The organism is Caulobacter sp. CCUG 60055 (genome assembly GCF_022750545.1).
Lineage (GTDB): Bacteria > Pseudomonadota > Alphaproteobacteria > Caulobacterales > Caulobacteraceae > PUIC01.
On sequence record NZ_PUIC01000016.1, the window covers coordinates 86,180 to 103,460 of the forward strand.

The window sequence follows — 17,281 nt, forward strand, 5'->3', positions numbered from 1 at the left end:
GCCCATGTCCCTGCGCAAACGCTCCCTGCTGCTGTCGGGCCACGCCACCTCGCTGGCGCTCGAACCCGAGTTCTGGGCCGTGCTGGACGCCATGGCCGCGACCCGCGCCGTCAGCCTCGCCGGCCTGATCGGCCAGATCGACGAGACCCGCCAGGGCCGCCCGCTGGCCTCGGCCTGCCGGGTGGCGGCGCTGGCCTACGCCGGCGAGCGTTGACGCCCGCCTAGCCGGGCCGGCCGGGAAGCGGCGACGGCAGGGGCGCGGGTTGCGGCGCGGCTGGCGGCTCCGGCAGGGGCGCGGACAGGGCCAGACGAGCCGGATGCAGACCAAGGCCGCAAGTGGCCCAGACCGCCAGGATCGCCGCCGCCAAGGCCGCGCCGCACCCGAGGATGAGCCACGAGACCCAACCGCGCCGCGCCGGCCCGGCCGATTTTTCTTTCTTCGACATGGTCCGGAAACCGCCGAGCGCGACGACCGGTTCCGGCGCCCCTTAAGGCGGCCGCGGTTTGTGCTACATATGTTCTGAATCAGAAAGCGCTTTTCCGTGTCCGACCTGCCCTCCCCCCGCATCTCCGACCTCGCCCGGCCGCACGCGCCGGCCGCCTATCTCGACGGCCTCAATCCCGAGCAGCGCCAGGCGGTCGAGGCGACCGAGGGCCCTGTCCTGGTGCTGGCCGGCGCCGGCACCGGCAAGACGCGGGTGCTGACCACTCGCCTGGCGCACATCCTGGCCACCGGCCGGGCGCGGCCATGGGAGCTGCTGGCCGTCACCTTCACCAACAAGGCCGCGCGCGAGATGCGCGAGCGGATCACCCACATCATCGGCGCCCAGGCCGAGGGCCTGCGCTGGCTGGGGACCTTCCACTCGATCGCCGCCCAGATCCTGCGCCGCCACGCCGAGCTGGTCGGGCTGAAATCGAACTACACCATCCTCGACACCGACGATCAGGAACGCCTGATCAAGCAGCTGCTCGAGGCCGAGAACATCGACGTCAAACGCTGGACGCCCGGGGCCTTCGCCGGCCTCGTCGACCACTGGAAGAACCGCGGCTGGGCCCCCGCCAAGCTGCCGCCGGCCGAAGGGGCCGGTTTCGCCGACAATCGCGGCGCCAAGCTCTACGCCATGTACCAGGAGCGCCTGCGGGTGCTGAACGCCTGCGACTTCGGCGATCTGCTGTTGCACAACATCACCATCTTCACCCAGCACGCCGACGTGCTGGCCGACTATCACGGCCGCTTCAGATACATGTTGGTCGACGAGTACCAGGACACCAACGTCGCCCAGTACCTGTGGCTGCGGCTGCTGGCGCAGAAGAGCCAGAACGTCTGCTGCGTCGGCGACGACGACCAGTCGATCTACGGCTGGCGCGGGGCCGAGGTCGACAACATCCTGCGCTTCGAGCGCGACTTCCCCGGCGCGACGGTGATCCGCCTGGAGCGCAACTACCGCTCGACCGAGCATATCCTGGCCGCCGCCTCGGGCCTGATCGCCGCCAACAAGGGCCGGCTGGGCAAGACCCTGTGGACCGAGGCCGCCGGCGGCGAGAAGGTCCAGGTGCGGGGCGTCTGGGACGGCGAGGCCGAAAGCCGCCTGATCGCCGACGAGATCGAGCGGGCCAAGCGTTCGGGCCGCAAGTATCGCGACATGGCGATCCTGGTCCGCGCCTCCTTCCAGATGCGGGCCTTCGAAGAACGGTTCGTGCTGCTGCAGATCCCCTACAACGTTGTCGGCGGGCCGCGCTTCTTCGAGCGCGCCGAAATCCGCGACGCCCACGCCTATCTGCGGCTGGTGCAGTCCGAGGACGACGACCTCGCCTTCGAGCGCATCGTCAACACGCCCAAGCGCGGCATCGGCGAGACCAGCGTCTCCAAGCTTTTGCAGATCGCCCGCGCCAATGGCGTCTCGGCCAGCCTGGCCGCCAGGGGCCTGGTCAACACCGACGAACTGCCGGCCCGCACCCGCACGGCGCTGTCCAACTTCCTGCGCGACATGGACCGCTGGCGCCACCTGCGCCAGACCACCGACCACGCCCGCCTGCTGGAGACCATCCTCGAGGAGAGCGGCTACACCGACGCCCTGCGGCTGGACAAGAACCCCACCAGCCAGACCCGGCTGGAGAACCTGAAGGAACTGGTCCAGTCGATGTCGGCGTTCGACACGCTGGAATCCTATCTGGAGCACGTCTCCCTGGTCATGGACCTCGACCGCGGGCCGGACGACGACGCCGTGTGGATCATGACCCTGCACTCGGCCAAGGGACTGGAATTTCCGCTGGTGTTCCTGCCCGGCTGGGAGGAAGGCGTGTTTCCCTCCCAGCGCAGCATGGACGACAAGGGCGAGAAGGGCCTCGAAGAGGAACGCCGGCTGGCCTATGTCGGCATCACCCGCGCCCGCGAGCAGGCCCGCATCAGCTTCGTCGCCAACCGCCAAGTCTATGGCCGCTGGACCAGCCAGCTGCCGTCGCGCTTCGTCGACGAACTGCCCTTGGCCAATGTCGAGGCCGCCAGCGAAACCGGCTATTACGGCGGCGGCCCCGGCATGCAGGAGACCACCCGCAGCCGTTGGGACGAGGCCGCTTCGTTCGGCGGCAGCGGCTATTCCAGCCCTGGCTGGAAACGGGCCCAGGACCGCACCGTCGCGCGCGGCTTCTCCGGCGGCGGCTCCCGTCAGCCGGTCATCGAGGGCGACGGCCGCCTGGTCGCCGTGTCGATCCCGGCCAGCGCCGGCGCCGGCTACGCCCGGGGCGACCGCGTGTTCCACCAGAAGTTCGGCTACGGCTCGGTGCGCGGCGTCGAGGGCAACAAGCTGACGGTCAACTTCGACAAGGCCGGCGAGAAGAAGGTGATCGACACCTTCGTCGAGCGGGGCTGACGTGACGTCCGAGCTCAAGGGCCGACGCGAGGACGCGGACTACAACCGGGGCTGGGGCGCGGCCGCCCTGGGCGCGCGCCTGCGCCGGCTGTCCGAGCGCATCGACCGCGAGGCCGCCGCCGTCTACGCCCGCGACGGCGTCCGCTTCGAGCAGCGGTGGATGAGCGTCCTGCGTCTGCTGTCCGAACGCGACGGCCTGTCGGTCCGCGACATCGCCGAGGCGCTGGTCATCACCCATCCCTCGGTCAGCCAGACCCGCCGTTCGTTGCAGGACGCCGGCCTGGTCGCGGACGCGCCCGACCCCGCGGACGCCCGTCGGCGCATCCTGCGGCTGACCGAGGACGGCGCCGCCTTCGTCGCCCGCGTGCGGCCGGTCTGGCAGGCGCTGATGGAGGCCGCCATTGAACTCGACCACGAGGCCGGCGACGTCATCGGCCCGCTGAACCGCCTCGACGAAGCCCTGGCCCGCCGATCGCTCTACGACCGCGCCGTCGACAGGCTGGCGGGACCGGACGAGCCCTCGACCTGAACCGGAAGCGCGGCGTCTTACGGCGAAGTAATGCGTAGGCGCCTATTAAATTACCGGGATCGCGGCTATGCCGCTGGCCAGACGACGTCGATCGTCGACAGGGGATGGCCATGCTCATCAACAGACGCGCAATTCTCGCCGGCGCCGGCGCGGCGACGCTGACCTCGGCGGCCGTCTACGCGAGCCCGCGCCCCGGGCGCCGCCTGGTCATCAACGGCAACCTCGTGGTTCCGATCCCGACCGGTTCCGATCCGCCGCTCGACAAGGCGACCATCGCCGCCATACGCGCCTCCGGCCTGACCGCACTCAAGATGTCGATCGGCGGCGCCTCGGCCGATTTCGACGAGGCGAACACCGAATTGGACGCCATCGACCGGGGCGTCAGGCGATATCCCACGCTCTTCATGCCGGTGCGGACCCTGGCGGACCTCGCCAAGGCGCGCACGACGCGGCGGATAGGCCTGATCTCGTCGTTCGAGGCCTCGACCCCGCTCGGCCAGGACGTCGAGCGCATCGACCATTTTCATCGTCGCGGCGTGAAGGTCATGCAGCTCAGCTACAACACCCCCTCGCCGTTCGCCTCGGGCGTCCTGTCCAAGCAGCCGTCGGCCGGCCTGACCGATCTCGGCCGCCAGGCCATCGCCCGGATGAACGCGATCGGCGTCACGCTCGACCTCAGCCACGCCGACGAGGCCTCGACCCTGGCCGCGATCGAGGCTTCCAAGCGCCCCCCGCTGATCACCCATGCCGGCTGCGCGGCGATCCACGAGCATCCGCGCAACAAGACCGACAAGGTCATCAAGGCCCTGGCCGACAAGGACGGCGTGATGGGCGTCTACGAGCTGTGCTTCCTGACGGCGGGCCCGGCCCAGCCGAGCCTCGACGACTATCTGGCCCACATGCTCCACGCCCTGAACCTCGCCGGCGAGGACCATGTCGGGATCGGCAGCGACGCCTTCCTGACAGCGTTCGACACCTCGCCCGAGAACATGGCCGATTGGAACAAGCAGATCGAGGCGCGCAAGGCCATGGGCGTCGGCGCTCCCGGCGAGGGCCGTCCGCCCTATGTCAAGGGCCTGAACAGGCCAGACCGCTGCGCCGTCATCGCTTCGGCCCTCGCCAGGCGCGGCTGCAAGAGCCGCGTGATCGACAAGATCATGGGCGGAAACTTCCATCGCGTCTTCGCCGCCACCTGGGCGGCCTGAAACCGGTTCGCCACGCTTGACTCACTCATAGCCGGACGGTTATGAAAAATCATAGCTTCCGAGTTATGATTTTCATGCCCACAGACGCCGACACGGTCTTCTCCGCCCTGGCCGATCCGACCCGCCGGGCGATCTTCCAGCGCCTCTCGCGCGAAGGCGAGCAGACCGTCCACATCCTGACCGGCCACGCCGGCGTATCCCAGCCGGCGGTGTCCAAGCACCTGGCGACCCTCAAGCGCGCCGGCCTGGTGAGCGACCGCCGCGCCGGACGCGAGACCCACTATCGCGTCCGTGTCGAAGGGCTGGCCCCGCTGGTCGACTGGATGAGCCTCTACGGCGCGTTCTGGCGCGACCGGTTCGACGCGCTGGAAGACCTGCTGGCGAGGATGGACGGATGATCGACCCGATCGCGGAGACGCGCTCGCTGGTGGTCGAGCGGCTGATGCCGCATTCGCCCGAAAAGATCTGGCGCGCGCTCACCCAACCCTGGCTCATCGAGGAGTGGCTGATGCAGAACGACTTCTCGCCCGAGGTCGGCCATCGCTTCACCGTTCGGGCCAAGCCGCTGCCCGGCTGGTCCGGCGTCGCCCATTGCGAGGTCGTCGCGGTCGAGCCGCCTCGCCGCCTCGCCTATCGCTGGGGCGACGGAACCGAGTCCGACACCCACGTCCGCACCCTGGTCACCTGGACCCTGACGCCCGAGGCGGAGGGCGTGCTGGTGCGCATGGAGCAATCGGGCTTCCGCCCGCAGGACGTGCTGGCCCACGCCCGGATGGGCGCCGGCTGGCCGCGCGTCCTCCAACGCCTCGACCAGACCGCAGGAGCGCTTCAGTGAACGCGCCGAACGCCCGCATCGCCATCGTCTATCACAGCGGCTACGGCCACACCGAGCGGCAGGCCCAGGCCGTCAAGGCCGGCGTCGAGCAGGTGGCCGGCGCCGAAGTCCTGCTGCTCGACGTCGAGGCGGCCAAGACCCGCTGGGACGACCTGGCCAAGGCCGAGGCGATCATCTTCGGGGCGCCGACCTACGTGGCCAGCGCCTCGGCCTCGTTCAAGGCCTTCCAGGAGGCCAGCTCCAACGCCGTGATGGCGACCGGCTTCGGCTGGAAGGACAAGATCGCCGCCGGCTTCACCAATTCCGGCTCGCGGTCGGGCGACAAGCTGGCGACCCTGACCCAGATCGCCCTCTTCGCCGCGCAACACGGCATGCACTGGGTCAATCTCGGCCTGCCCCCCGCCAACAACGCCTCCACGGGCTCGGAAGACGAGCTGAACCGGCACGGCTACTGGCTGGGCGCCGGCGCCCAGTCCAATGTCGACCAGGGGCCCGACGTCGCGCCGCCGGAAGCCGACCTCGCCACCGCCCGCCACCTGGGCCGGCGCGTCGCCGAGACCACCCTCCAGTTCGTCCGCGGCCGCGCGGCCTGACGCCGCCTAGGACCGTACGCGCGGCACCGCGTCGAGCCAGCGGGCGTAGGCCGCCTCGCGGGCGCGGTCGGGCGCGGCGGGGCGCAGGAGGTCGGACGCCGGCCGTGCGGCGGCGGCGTCCTCGAGCGAGCCGAACAGCCCGACGCCGAGGCCGGCGAACAGCGCCGCGCCCAGCGCCGTGGTCTCCTGATACGACGCGCGGCGGACGGGCAGCCCGGTCAGGTCGGCCAGCCGCTGCGAGAACCACACGCTGTTCGACATGCCGCCGTCGATGCGCAGCTCGACCGAGGCCGCGTTCTCGCCCAGGCCGAACGCCTTGGGCGCGTCGCCGCGCATCGCCTCGATCAGGTCGCGGGTCTGCAGGGCGCAGGCGTCGAAGGTCGCCGCCGCGATCTCGGGCAGGCCGGCGTCGCGCGTCAGGCCGAAGATCGCGCCCCGCGCCTCGGCGTCCCACCAGGGCGCGCCCAGGCCGGTGAACGCCGGCACCACCACCACGCCATGGTCGGGCTTGGCCGAGCGCGCCAGGGCCTCGGCCGTTCGAGGGCCGCCGGTGACGCCCAGCCCCTCACCCAGCCACTGGATCGCGGCGCCGGCGACGAAGATCGACCCTTCCAGCGCGAAGGCCGGCCGACCGCCCAGGCGCGAGGCCACGGTGGTCAGCAGGCGCGAGCGCGAGCGCGGCGCCGTCTGGCCGGTGTGCAGCAGCATGAAGCAACCGGTGCCATAGGTCGCCTTCATCTCGCCGGGCCGGATGCAGCCCTGCCCCATCAGCGCGCCCTGCTGGTCGCCGACCACCGCGCGGATCGGCACGGCGCGGCCCAGCAGGTCGATCTCGGTCTCGCCGTAGTCGCCGGCGGTGTCGCTCACCTGCGGCAGCAGGACCGCCGGCACATCGAACAGCCGCAGCATCTCCGGCGACCAGTCCTGGGTCTCGAGGCCATAGAGCAGCGTGCGCGAGGCGTTGGTGGCGTCGGTGGCGTGCACGCGGCCGCCGGTCAGCCGCCAGACCACCCAGCTGTCGATGGTGCCGCAGAGCAGCTCGCCGGCCTCGGCCCGCGCCCGGGCCCCGGCGACGTTGTCGAGCAGCCAGGCGATCTTGGTCGCCGAGAAATAGGGATCGAGCAGCAGGCCGGTGACCTGGGTGACCGTCTCCTCGGCGCCGGCGGCGCGCAGACGGTCGCAGACGGCCGCCGTGCGGCGGTCCTGCCAGACGATGGCCGGATGGATCGGGCGGCCGGTGGCCCTGTCCCAGACCACCACAGTCTCGCGCTGGTTGGTGACGCCGATGGCGGCCAGGTCGGCGACCGCGCGGCCGGACCGCTCCACCGCCTCGCGCAGCACGGCCACGCAGGCGGCGAAGATCTCCTCGGCGTCGTGCTCGACCCAGCCGTCGGCGGGATAGGATTGCCGCAGCGGACGCGACGCCGTCGACAGGGCCGCCCCGGCCGCGTCGAACAGGATGGCGCGCGTGCTGGTGGTTCCCTGGTCCAGCGCCAGCAGCAAGGGCTCGCCCATGGTCAACCTCTCCCCCGACAGACTCGCCCCGTCGCCGGCGCGAGCTTAAGCTTGTTTTCACGCCGGCGCCGCAGGCTGCAGACTACAGACGATTCCCAGGATCGGGGGGACGCCTTGAGCATCGCCGAACAGGCGCATGAACTGATGGCCCTGGCCAAGAGCCGCGACGCCGCCGATCGCGAGCGGCTGATGCTGGCCCTCGTCGACCTGTGCGACGAGGACGAGGACGTCCGCTCGCCGGCCGTCCAGAGCCTCATCGAATCCATCTTCATGAACTTGGTGGTCGAGGCCGAGCGCGACATCCGCCGCCTGCTGGCCGAAAAGCTGGCCTCGGCGCCTTGGGCCCCGCCCGCCCTGGTCAACGTCCTGGCGCTCGACGAGATCGAGATCGCTCGACCGGTCATCGCCCTCAGTCCCGTCCTGGGCGACCAGGACCTGATCCGGCTGCTGGTCGAGGCCACCATCGAGCATCAGATCGAGGTCGCCCGGCGCCCCAGCCTGGGCCCGCCGGTGGTCGAGGCCATCCTCGGCCAGGACGAACCGGCCGTGCTGACCGCCCTGGCCGGCAACGACACCGCCGAAATCTCCATCGAGGGGATGGCCAAGCTGCTGGAGGCCTCGCGGCGCATCGCCGCCATGCGCTCGCCGCTGGTGCGCCACCCCAAGCTGACCTCGGAAATGGCCCAGAGGCTCTATCTGTGGGTCGGCCAGTCGCTGCGCGCCGCCATCGTCACCCGCTTCCGCGTCGATCCCGCCGCCCTCGACCAGGCCATGGCCGACGCCGTGCGCCACGCCCACGGCCAGGTGCAGCCGGCGGCCCGCGCGGCGGGCGCGGCCTTCGAGGCCGATCCCGACCATGAAGAGATGGAGCACCGGCTGATCGCCAAGCTGCACGCCGCCGGCCAGCTGAAGTCCAGCTATCTGCTGCGGGTGCTGCGCGAGCGCAAGCTGTCGCTGTTCCGTATCGCCTTGGCCACCCTCGGCGGCTATTCCATCGAGGACGTGCGCCGCGCCATGAACAGCGACCGTCCCGAACTGCTGGCCCTGGCCTGCGTCTCGGTCGGCATGGATCGCAGCGTGTTCCCGACCGTGCTGTCCCTGGTCCGCGACCTCAACGGCGGCCGCCCCACCGGCGGGGTGGAGGCCGGTCGCCGCGCCGCCCGGGCGTTCAGCGTCCGCGAACCCGGCCAGGCCTCGACTGCTTTCCGCCACGCGCTGACCGCCGTCGGCTGAGAGCGTTTGACATGGGTTCCAGCGCCGGGCTTGTCTCCACGCGATGATCAGCACCGCGCCCTTCGTCCGACGCCTGGCCTTCGCGGCCAGCGACCGCCCCGAAGCCCAGGAGGCCTGCGAGCGGCTGAACGCGCGCTATGGCGGCGTCTCCGAGGACGAGGCCCAGGTGGTCGTGGCCCTGGGCGGCGACGGCTTCATGCTGGAGACCCTGCATCGCAACCTCGCTTCGCAGAAGCCGATCTACGGCATGAACCGCGGCTCGGTCGGCTTCCTGATGAACGAGTACAGCGAGGACGAATTGCTGGAGCGGATCAACGCCGCCTCCCGCGCCGTCATCCATCCGCTGGTCATGGTGGCCATCGACGAGAAGCGCCGCCAGCATCGCGCCCTGGCGATCAACGAGGTCAGCCTGCTGCGCCAGACCCGGCAGACGGCCAAGCTGCGCATCTCGATCGACGGCAAGGTGCGCATGAGCGAACTGGTCTGCGACGGGGCCCTGGTCTCCACCCCCGCTGGGTCCACGGCGTATAATCTATCCGCACACGGACCGATCATCCCCATCGACGCCCGCGTCCTGGCCTTGACGCCGATCAGCGCCTTCCGGCCGCGCCGCTGGCGCGGGGCGCTGCTGGGGCACACCGCCCGCGTGACCTTCGAGGTGCTGGAGGCCGACAAGCGGCCGGTCAGCGCGGTGGCCGACAATTTCGAGGTCCGCCATGTAGTCGAGGTGCACGTCGCCGAAGACCGCGAGGTCAGCCTGTGCATGATGTTCGACGCCGGCCGCAGCCTGGAGGAGCGCATGCTGGCCGAGCAGTTCTCGGCCTGATCCGGAGGTTGCACGCCGGCGCAGCGTGCGCATAGGCTGTCCGCCCCAATCCCTCCGGTCGCGTCGCATGCCTTCATCCGTTTCCGAACTCAACGCCTTCGGCCAGCCCGTCGGCCCGCTGGTCGCCGGCTGGATCGCGCCCGAGCCGCCGGCCGACGCGCCGATGCCCGGACGCTTCTGCTCGGTCCGGCCGCTCGATCCCGCCGCCGATCGCGACGCCCTGTTCCAGGCCTTCGCCGAGGACGACGGCCGCATGTGGACCTACCTGCCGTTCGAGGCCGCCCGCGACCCCGACGAGCTGGAGCGCCTGCTCCGTTATTTCCAGAAGGAGTTCCAGCCCTTCGGCATCGTCGAGACGGCCAGCGGCGACCTGGTGGGCGCGGCGAGCTACATGCGCCGCAACGCCGCGGCCGGCTCGATCGAGGTGGGCGCGGTGATGTTCTCGCCCAGGCTCCAGCGGCGGCCGGCGGCCACCGAGGCGATGTTCCTGATGATGAAGCGCGCCTTCGAAGCCGGCTATCGCCGCTACGAATGGAAATGCCACGCCCTGAACGCCGCCTCCCGCGCCGCCGCCGAGCGCCTGGGCTTCACCTTCGAAGGCGTGTTCCGCCAGGACGCCATCTACAAGCAGCGTTCGCGTGACACCGCCTGGTATTCGATCATCGACAGCGAATGGCCCGCCGCCCGCGACGCCTTCGAGGCCTGGCTCGCGCCGGACAATTTCGACGGCGACGGCCGGCAGCGCCGCGCCCTGGCCGAGCTGCGTCGCCGAGCCGCCTGAGCGCCGCCCCCCGAGACGCCGGCTCCCGGACGCCGGCTCTGGGGCCTGGGCCCTGCACCAGTTGTTAAACTAAGCCCTCGATAGATAACGAAGGCGGCGCCGCGCCGCCCATGGAGGGGGCTTTGAGCGACGACGGGCAAGGACGGATCATCCAGGTCCCCAACACACTCAAGGTGAAGGTCGGCGGCCGGCTCAGCGGGCTCGACCCCGCCGCCGTCGCCAAGGCCGAGGCCGCCCTCAAGAGCCTGTCCGAGAATTTCGGGGCCTGGCTCCAGGACGAGATCGACAAGGTCGAGGCCGCCCGCACGCGGATCAAGGCCGAGGGCATGACCGCCGAGACGGCCGAGCACCTCTATCTTCGCGCCCACGACCTCAAGGGCCTGGGCAGCACCTACGAATTCCCGCTGATCACCCGCATCGCCGGATCGCTCTGCAAGCTGATCGACGACCCGGAGACCCGGGTCGGCGCCCCGTTGTTCCTGATCGACGCCCACATCGACGCCATCAAGGCCGCCGTGCGCGACAACATCCGCGACGCCGGCCACCCCATCGGCAAGGTGTTGATCGAGACGCTCGAGGAACAGGTCCGCAAGCACCTGGGCTGAGCCCGCTCAGCCGTCCAGCGCCGACAGCGGCTCCTCGACCGCGCCGTATCCGGCGTCGGCCGGAATGACCAGGGCCGGCCCTTCCGGCCGCTGGCGGACCTGGGGCTCGACCGTGACCAGCCGGCGCGCCCGCGCCCGGGCGATGGCGTCCCGCCCGTCGGCCGCCTCGGCCAGCAGTTGCAGGTTCATCCGGGTCGGAAAGATCACCTTGCGCTCGCCCGCCGCCGCCAGGCGCAGGGCTTCGCCGGGAGCGATCCATTCGGAATCCACCGTCTCCCAGCCGTCGCAGGCCGCCAGCTGGCCGGCCGGCGCCGACGCCACGTAGAACCACGTGTCGAACCGCTTGGGCATCAGGTCGGGCGTGATCCAGCGCGCGAAGACGCTCAACGCCTCGAGGTCGAGGCGCAGGTCCAGCGTCCGCGCCAGGTCCAGGAAGCTGCGCCGGTCATGGGCCACCTCGTCGCGCGCCGCGTTGGCCCGGTCGTCGCCGGCGAAGATCTCTCCCCGCCCGTCGCGCGCCAGCAGCACCCCGGTCTCCTCATAGGCTTCGCGGATGGCGGCGATGCGCAGCGCCCGCTCGGCCTCCGGCGCGGCGTCCCAGCCGGAGGCGTGCTCGCGCCACAGCGGGTCATGGTCGCCGGCGTGGGTCTTGCCGCCGGGAAACACCAGGGCCCCCGAGGCGAAGTCGATCTGGTGGTGGCGCTTGACCATCAGCACCTGGAACGCGGGCTCGTCGCGCACCAGGAGGATGGTCGCCGCCGGGCGGATGGCGGACGGGGCGTCGGACATGGCGTCTTCTCCGGGGACCGGGATCAGGCCGCTCCCGTTCGGGACATGCTGCCGCGCTGACGCGGGGGCAGGCAATCGCCAAGTCCGCCCCCGGAGAATATCCGCCGGAGCGCCCCGGAGCGGATCAGGCGACGCCGGCCTTCCTCGGCCGCGACTGCGGCGGCTTGGCCGGCTTGCGCGACAGGCGGTCCATCTTGTCGAGGAGGTAGTCGATGTCCTCGCGCATGGCCGGCTGCGGCTGGGTCAGGAACCGTTGCAGCATGTGCTCCTGGAAGCGGGCCTGATCGCGGGCGCCGCCGTCCTGCTCCAGCGAATGATAGGTGTCGACCCCGGCGCGGAAGGCCGGATAGAGCCGCGAGGGCAGCCCCGCCCGTTCGTAGATCGCCCGCAGGCCCAGCGGGCCGGCGTCGTGGATCATCAGCCAGGTGCGATGGTGCGGCACCCCGGCCAGCTCGGCCATGCCCCATTCGAAGAAGGCCATGTGGCCGTGCGCGAGGGCGCGCAGCAGCAGCGAGGCCGTCAGCCGGCCGTTGCGCCCGACATGGGCGACGAAGGCCTGGACGTCGGCCGTGCGGCCGGCCTGGTCGACGAGGTCGATGGTGGCCCGTTCGCGCGCGCCCATGGCGATCTGCAGCGCGGTCTCGGGCGTGAGGGCGTGGCGGCTGACCAGATGGTCGAGCACCTGATCGCTGACCATGTCCACCAGCCGCTCGCTCACCGACAGCGGCAGGACGTTGCGGTAGGCGACGGCCGCCAGCACCGCCTCGGACTTGGCGAAGCGTTCGATCACCCGTTGCAGCGCCCGTTCGCTGAAGACGGCGTTGTCGTTGGCGCAGGCGGCCTCGACGGCCTGCTCGACGCCGTGCTCGGCGACGGCGGCGGTGACTTTCTGCGAAAGCTGCGGGCGCTTGGCCACCGCCACCTGTCGCACCGCGCCGCCGATGCGCACGATTTCGGCGAGGTCGTCGTCGGTGAAGGCCGGCGAGAAGCTGAGGATCGGCAGGCTGACCGTCTCGACGTCGCGGGCCAGGGCCATGGCCACGTCGCGCGGCACCAGGGGCGAGGCGCGCAAGGTCACGGCCAGCGCCCGGCGCACCAGTTCGGCGGCGTCGGCGGCCATGATCCGCAGGATGCTCTGGGCCGCCTCGCGCTCCTCGGGGGTCAGGCCCTGCTGGTCGATGCGCCGGCACAGCTTGTGGGCGGCCAGGGCCCGCTCGTCGGCGGTCGCGCCCTTGAGCAGCATCTGGATATCGGTGTCGGTCAGGGCGGACCTGGTCACGGTCATGGAACGAACCCCCGGGGCGCGACGGGGCGACGGCCCCGACTCGGGCAGGATGCGCGTTCATGCTTAACGATGGCTTAGGACCGCCCCCGTCCATTAACCCCTTTCCCTAACCGTGCGGCAAGGCGCCGCGCCTTATGGTCGCCCTTCGATCGGAAGGCCCGGACCGTTGAGCGCACCCCCCTCTCACGACGACCACGCCCCCGCGCGCGCCGCCAAGGCCAGGGAACAGGCGATGGCGCTGCTGGCCCTCGACGCCCAGGCCGCCCTGCTGCCCTACGCCCTGCCGGTGTTCGGCGTCGGTCTCGCCCTGTTCACCTGGGTCGCCTCCCTGGTCGGACGGCCGCTACTGATGATGGCCACCTTCGCCATCTTCGCCATCAACTGCGCCATCGACTACGCCGCCATCCGCTGGCTGCGCAGCCGTCCCGAACGGCAGGCGGACGGACGGCTCCGGACGACCATTCACCTTGTCGGCGGCGTGATGTGGGCGGCGGCGGTGGGACAGGTCGCCGCCTTCGCCCTGCATTCCGGGCCGCTGGCCGCCCCGCTGCTGATGCTGGCCGTGGGCGGCGCGGCGGCCTGCCTGTTCTTCACCTCGCCGTTGCTCATCAGCCTGCTGGTGGTCGGGCCGGTCGCCGTGGCCGGGCCGCTGATCGTGCTCCGCCTCGACCCGATGCACCAGGACCTGACGACCATCGCCGTCAGCTTCCTGGCCCTGGCCTTCGCGCTGGCCCTGATCGTCAATCGCATCCTGCGCCGGCAGTTCGCCCTGGCCATCGAGCGCGAGCAACTGGCGGCGGAGCGGACCGCCTCGCTGCGGCGGGTCGAGCACCTCGCCGAATCCAAGTCGAACCTCATCGCCACGCTCTCACACGAGATTCGCGACGGCCTGACGGGCGTGACCCACGTCCTCGCCGCAGCGGCGGGCGGCGGCGGACGCGCCGCGCCGTCGCGCGAGCAGATGACGGCGGCGCTGGACGCGGCCCGCGCCCTGATCGACGTGCTCAACACCACTCTCGATTCCGAAACGGCCGAGGCCGGCCGCCTGGTGGTTTCGCCCCGTCTTTTCGACATCGCGCGGACGGCCGAGGATCTGGTGCTCGCCCATCGGCCCGCCGCCCAGGCCAAGGGGCTGGAGATCGCCCTGCATGTCGAGGACGAGGCGACGGCGGCCGGCGCCGCCCTGGCCGACCCCGCCCGGGCCCGGCAGATTCTCGCCGCCCTGATCGGCAACGCGGTCAAGTACACGGTGCGCGGGCGGATCGAGGTGCGGCTGCGCCGTCTCGACCGCGGCCGCCTGCGCCTGGAGGTGGCCGACACCGGCCCCGGCCTGTCGCATGACGAGCTGCGGCTGGCCTTCGCCCCCTTCGAACGCGTCGAACGCACCGCCGCCGGCCTGCCCGGCGCCGGCCTCGGCCTGTCGCTGGCCCGCCGGCTGGCCCAGCTGATGGACGGCGTCGTCGGGGCCCACAGCGCCGTCGGGGTGGGCAGCTGCTTCTGGTTCGATTGCCCCTTCGACCCGGAAGGACGCGCGGCGGCCGAACCGGGCGCCGCCGAGGAGGCCGCCCTAGCCGAACCACCCCAGGGCCTGCGGGTGCTGCTGGCCGACGACGACGCTCTCGACGCGGTGATGGTGCGGGCCGTTCTCGAACAGCTGGGCCATCAGGTGGTGCAAGCCCATGACGTGCGGCGCGCCCTGTCCCTGGCCGGCGTCTGCGACTTCGACCTCGTCGTGCTCGACGGCGGTCTGCCGAACCAGGGCGCGGCCGAGGCCATGCGGGCCATCCGGACCGGCGGCGGCGGCAACGCCGAGGCCCCGATCATCGCCATGATCGACGGCGACGCGGACGAGGCGCGGACCTGCCAGGACGCCGGCGCCGACGCCGTGTTGCGCAAGCCGATGACCGTGGCCAGCGTCGCCCGGGCGATCAGCGAGGCTGTCGCCGCCCGTCGCCCCGGCGCGCGCGAGGCCGCCTGAAGCCTTTCCCTCGTCATACAAGCGTTTAAGACTAGGCGATCAAGAAACAAGATCGCTTGGGAGGCGCCTGTGCTCGAAGGCTTGAAGATCGTCGAATTCGCCACCTACATCGCCGCCCCGGGGGCCGCCGGCGTGATGGCCGACTGGGGCGCCGAGGTGATCAAGATCGAGCCTCCCGGCGGCGATCCGATGCGGCGGTTCTTCGACACCATCGGCTCGGAACAGGGCGCCAACCCGGTGTTCGAACTCGACAATCGCGGCAAACGCTCGATCGTCCTCGACATCCGCACGCCCGAGGGGCGCGAGGCGGCGGTGAAGCTGGCCCGGGAGGCGGACGTCTTCCTGACCAATGTCCGCCCGGGGGCGCTCAAGCGCGCCCGACTGGACTGGGAAAGCCTGAGCGCCGAGAACCCGCGGCTGATCTATTGCAGCCTGACCGGCTACGGCCTCGAAGGCCCCGACGCCGACAAGCCGGGCATGGACGTCGCCTCGTTCTGGTCCCGCGCGGGGGTCGGCGCCATCACCGCGCCTAAGGGCGTCGATCCGTTCCCGATCCGCACCGGCATGGGCGACCATGTCTGCTCGCTGGCGACGATCTCGGCGGTGCTGGCGGCGGTGATCGAACGCGGCCGCACCGGGCGCGGCCGCCTAGTCGAGACCTCGCTGCTGCGCGCCGGGGTCTATGCGATCGGCTCGGACATGGCCATCCAGCTCCGGTTCGGCAAGCTGGCCTCCACCCGCCCCAGGGAAGGCGCGATCAACCCGCTCGCCAACTTCTTCAAGACCGCCGACGAGCGCTGGATCTGCCTCTTGCCCCGGCAGGGCGCGACCGACTGGCCGCAGATCGCCGCAGCCGCCGGCCGGCCCGACCTCGTCGACGACCCCCGCTTCGCCAGCCCCCGCCAGCGGCGCGAGAACGGCCCGGCGCTGGTGGCCGCGCTGGACGCCGCCTTCGCCGCCTTGCCCTACGCCAAGCTGGCCGAGCGGCTGGACGCCGGGGACCTTGTCTGGGCGCCCGTGCAGACCCCGCGCGAACTGGTCGACGACCCGCAGGCCGCCGCCGCCGGGTGCTTCGTGGCGACGCCGGACGGCCGGGGCGGAACCTTCGCCGCGCCCGCCTCGCCCGCCCGTTTCCCCGGCGCCGACGACGGGCCGAAGGGCCCGCCCCCGGCCCTCGGCGAACACACCTCCGAGGTGCTGGCGTCGCTGGGCTACAGCCCGTCCCAGGTCGAGGCGATGATCGCCGCCGGCGCGGCCGCCTGAGGCCCCGCCTCGGCCTTTGGCGCCTCAGCCCTTGCGGTCGCGGGCGTGCTGGGCGTCGGACAGGGCGCGGAGCATGGCCGACGAGAACATCGAGCTGGCCACGCCGCGCATGCCGCCGCCCAAGCCGCTTCCCAGCGCCGGATCGGCCTCCTGCGGGCCGCGCAGCACCAGATCGACCAGGGCCTGCTGCTGCTGGATCCGGTCGAGGCGGCGCGCCGAAGCGTATTGGATGAAATTCTGGTCCGGCTTCGCCTCGGCCGGCGCCGCCCCGCGCTCGGCCCCGCCGGTGCGGGTGAGGTTGGCGTAGAGCTCGGAAACAGAGGTCGACCGCCCCTCGCGGTAGAAAATGGTCGGATTGGCCGCCGCCGCGTCGGGGAACATCGCCGCCGCCGAAGCCGACGGCGTGGCCTGGACCGCGCCGATCAACCTGGCCGAGCCTTGCGGACCAAGAAAATGCGCGGCGTAGAGCTCGCCCGCCGTCGGATCGCGCCCGACCCGCCCGCGCAGATAGGAAGCGTGATCGGAGGCCAGTTCGCCCGCCATCAGCGAGGCGGCGTGCGGGTCCAGGCGCAGGTCCATCACCGCCTTGCGCGCGTCGCCGCCGCCGACGTGGAACTTGCCGTCCCCGCCGCGCTCGATCAAGTCGGCGTAGCGGGCGTAGCCATACTTGGCCCCGTGCTGCTTGAGGGTGCGCAGCCAGGTCTGTTCAGTGAACTGGAAAAGACCTGCCGCCGACGAGGAGCCGGCCTTGGCGGCCGGGTTGTAGCCGCTCTCGCGCTTGGCGGTCTTCATCAGGAATCCGAAATCGACCCCCGTCGCGTTTGACGCGCGCTGGATCGCCGCCTCCACGACTCCCCGGATCGATTGAACCGCCATGGGCGGGAAGGTGAAGTTTTACGGTTAAGCAAATCCTAATTCGACGAGGGGGCGATTTACGCATCTGACGCCGTAAATCAACGCAAGTTGAGAACGGC

The 17,281-nt window shown here is 71.3% G+C and carries 17 protein-coding genes; 13 read left to right on the forward strand and 4 right to left on the reverse strand.

The features are described 5' to 3' along the window. Positions 1-4: 4 nt before the first annotated feature. From C5708_RS17820 to C5708_RS17850, 7 genes are all read left to right on the forward strand, one after another. Positions 5-214 carry a ribbon-helix-helix domain-containing protein gene (locus tag C5708_RS17820; RefSeq protein ID WP_242923184.1) on the forward strand — a complete coding sequence of 70 codons (210 nt, stop codon included), beginning with the start codon at positions 5-7 and terminating at the stop codon, positions 212-214. A gap of 310 nt (positions 215-524) precedes the next feature. Next, a complete protein-coding gene (locus tag C5708_RS17825; RefSeq protein WP_242923404.1) occupies positions 525-2,870 on the forward strand; it encodes a UvrD-helicase domain-containing protein in 2,346 nt (781 codons plus the stop codon). Position 2,871: 1 nt separating this feature from the next. Next, complete coding sequence (locus C5708_RS17830; protein ID WP_242923186.1) at positions 2,872-3,399, forward strand: MarR family transcriptional regulator; 528 nt, start codon at positions 2,872-2,874, stop codon at positions 3,397-3,399. Between the two features lie 110 nt (positions 3,400-3,509). After that, the gene (locus C5708_RS17835) at positions 3,510-4,604 is read left to right on the forward strand and encodes a membrane dipeptidase (protein ID WP_242923188.1); all 1,095 of its coding nucleotides are present in this window, start codon (positions 3,510-3,512) and stop codon (positions 4,602-4,604) included. A 74-nt stretch (positions 4,605-4,678) separates the two neighbouring features. Further along, a complete protein-coding gene (locus C5708_RS17840) occupies positions 4,679-5,002 on the forward strand; it encodes a metalloregulator ArsR/SmtB family transcription factor (protein ID WP_242923189.1) in 324 nt (107 codons plus the stop codon). Then, positions 4,999-5,439: an SRPBCC domain-containing protein gene (locus C5708_RS17845; protein WP_242923190.1), complete on the forward strand. Its 441-nt coding sequence runs from the start codon at positions 4,999-5,001 to the stop codon at positions 5,437-5,439. Before C5708_RS17840 ends, C5708_RS17845 begins: the two co-directional genes overlap by 4 nt. Then, positions 5,436-6,032 (forward strand): flavodoxin family protein, encoded by a 597-nt coding sequence (locus tag C5708_RS17850; RefSeq protein WP_242923191.1) that lies wholly within the window; start codon positions 5,436-5,438, stop codon positions 6,030-6,032. The genes C5708_RS17845 and C5708_RS17850 overlap by 4 nt, the downstream gene beginning before the upstream one ends. A gap of 6 nt (positions 6,033-6,038) precedes the next feature. Here C5708_RS17850 and glpK read toward each other — a convergent pair whose 3' ends face one another. Next, positions 6,039-7,547 (reverse strand): glycerol kinase GlpK, encoded by a 1,509-nt coding sequence (glpK, locus tag C5708_RS17855; protein ID WP_242923192.1) that lies wholly within the window; start codon positions 7,545-7,547, stop codon positions 6,039-6,041. A gap of 114 nt (positions 7,548-7,661) precedes the next feature. Here glpK and C5708_RS17860 point away from each other — a divergent pair, with 114 nt between their 5' ends. The 4 genes from C5708_RS17860 (at position 7,662) to C5708_RS17875 (ending at position 10,992) form a co-directional block, all read left to right on the forward strand. Further along, entirely contained in the window at positions 7,662-8,780 is a 1,119-nt protein-coding gene (locus C5708_RS17860; protein ID WP_347567028.1) for a DUF2336 domain-containing protein, read from the forward strand. Positions 8,781-8,823: 43 nt separating this feature from the next. Next, on the forward strand, positions 8,824-9,606 hold the full coding sequence (locus tag C5708_RS17865; protein ID WP_242923193.1) for an NAD kinase: 783 nt from the start codon (positions 8,824-8,826) through the stop codon (positions 9,604-9,606). A gap of 67 nt (positions 9,607-9,673) precedes the next feature. After that, a complete protein-coding gene (locus C5708_RS17870) occupies positions 9,674-10,387 on the forward strand; it encodes a GNAT family protein (RefSeq protein ID WP_242923194.1) in 714 nt (237 codons plus the stop codon). A gap of 110 nt (positions 10,388-10,497) precedes the next feature. Next, positions 10,498-10,992: an Hpt domain-containing protein gene (locus C5708_RS17875; protein ID WP_242923196.1), complete on the forward strand. Its 495-nt coding sequence runs from the start codon at positions 10,498-10,500 to the stop codon at positions 10,990-10,992. 6 nt (positions 10,993-10,998) lie between these two features. Here C5708_RS17875 and C5708_RS17880 read toward each other — a convergent pair whose 3' ends face one another. Then, the gene (locus C5708_RS17880; protein WP_242923198.1) at positions 10,999-11,781 is read right to left on the reverse strand and encodes an NUDIX domain-containing protein; all 783 of its coding nucleotides are present in this window, start codon (positions 11,779-11,781) and stop codon (positions 10,999-11,001) included. Between the two features lie 124 nt (positions 11,782-11,905). Beyond that, on the reverse strand, positions 11,906-13,066 hold the full coding sequence (locus C5708_RS17885) for a DUF2336 domain-containing protein (protein WP_242923200.1): 1,161 nt from the start codon (positions 13,064-13,066) through the stop codon (positions 11,906-11,908). A 166-nt stretch (positions 13,067-13,232) separates the two neighbouring features. On the opposite strand from C5708_RS17885, the gene C5708_RS17890 reads away from it, so the two are divergent. Together C5708_RS17890 and C5708_RS17895 are read left to right on the forward strand one after the other, a co-directional pair. Continuing rightward, a complete protein-coding gene (locus C5708_RS17890) occupies positions 13,233-15,044 on the forward strand; it encodes an ATP-binding protein (protein ID WP_347567029.1) in 1,812 nt (603 codons plus the stop codon). Positions 15,045-15,113: 69 nt separating this feature from the next. Beyond that, positions 15,114-16,307, forward strand: a complete 1,194-nt coding sequence (locus C5708_RS17895) for a CaiB/BaiF CoA-transferase family protein (protein ID WP_242923202.1) — start codon at positions 15,114-15,116, stop codon at positions 16,305-16,307. A gap of 24 nt (positions 16,308-16,331) precedes the next feature. On the opposite strand, the gene C5708_RS17900 is transcribed toward C5708_RS17895, so the two are convergent. Beyond that, positions 16,332-17,183 (reverse strand): transglycosylase SLT domain-containing protein, encoded by an 852-nt coding sequence (locus C5708_RS17900; protein ID WP_242923203.1) that lies wholly within the window; start codon positions 17,181-17,183, stop codon positions 16,332-16,334. Positions 17,184-17,281 lie beyond the last annotated feature (98 nt).

Excerpts from the sequence above, each read along its gene's own strand:
- C5708_RS17835 (WP_242923188.1), top strand. The coding sequence starts at position 3,510 with ATGCTCATCAACAGACGCGCAATTCTCGCCGGCGCCGGCGCGGCGACG.
- C5708_RS17885 (WP_242923200.1), bottom strand. The coding sequence starts at position 13,066 with ATGACCGTGACCAGGTCCGCCCTGACCGACACCGATATCCAGATGCTG.
- C5708_RS17870 (WP_242923194.1), top strand. The coding sequence starts at position 9,674 with ATGCCTTCATCCGTTTCCGAACTCAACGCCTTCGGCCAGCCCGTCGGC.
- C5708_RS17900 (WP_242923203.1), bottom strand. The coding sequence starts at position 17,183 with ATGGCGGTTCAATCGATCCGGGGAGTCGTGGAGGCGGCGATCCAGCGC.
- C5708_RS17875 (WP_242923196.1), top strand. The coding sequence starts at position 10,498 with ATGGAGGGGGCTTTGAGCGACGACGGGCAAGGACGGATCATCCAGGTC.
- C5708_RS17820 (WP_242923184.1), top strand. The coding sequence starts at position 5 with ATGTCCCTGCGCAAACGCTCCCTGCTGCTGTCGGGCCACGCCACCTCG.
- C5708_RS17865 (WP_242923193.1), top strand. The coding sequence starts at position 8,824 with ATGATCAGCACCGCGCCCTTCGTCCGACGCCTGGCCTTCGCGGCCAGC.
- C5708_RS17845 (WP_242923190.1), top strand. The coding sequence starts at position 4,999 with ATGATCGACCCGATCGCGGAGACGCGCTCGCTGGTGGTCGAGCGGCTG.
- C5708_RS17880 (WP_242923198.1), bottom strand. The coding sequence starts at position 11,781 with ATGTCCGACGCCCCGTCCGCCATCCGCCCGGCGGCGACCATCCTCCTG.
- C5708_RS17840 (WP_242923189.1), top strand. The coding sequence starts at position 4,679 with ATGCCCACAGACGCCGACACGGTCTTCTCCGCCCTGGCCGATCCGACC.
- glpK (WP_242923192.1), bottom strand. The coding sequence starts at position 7,547 with ATGGGCGAGCCCTTGCTGCTGGCGCTGGACCAGGGAACCACCAGCACG.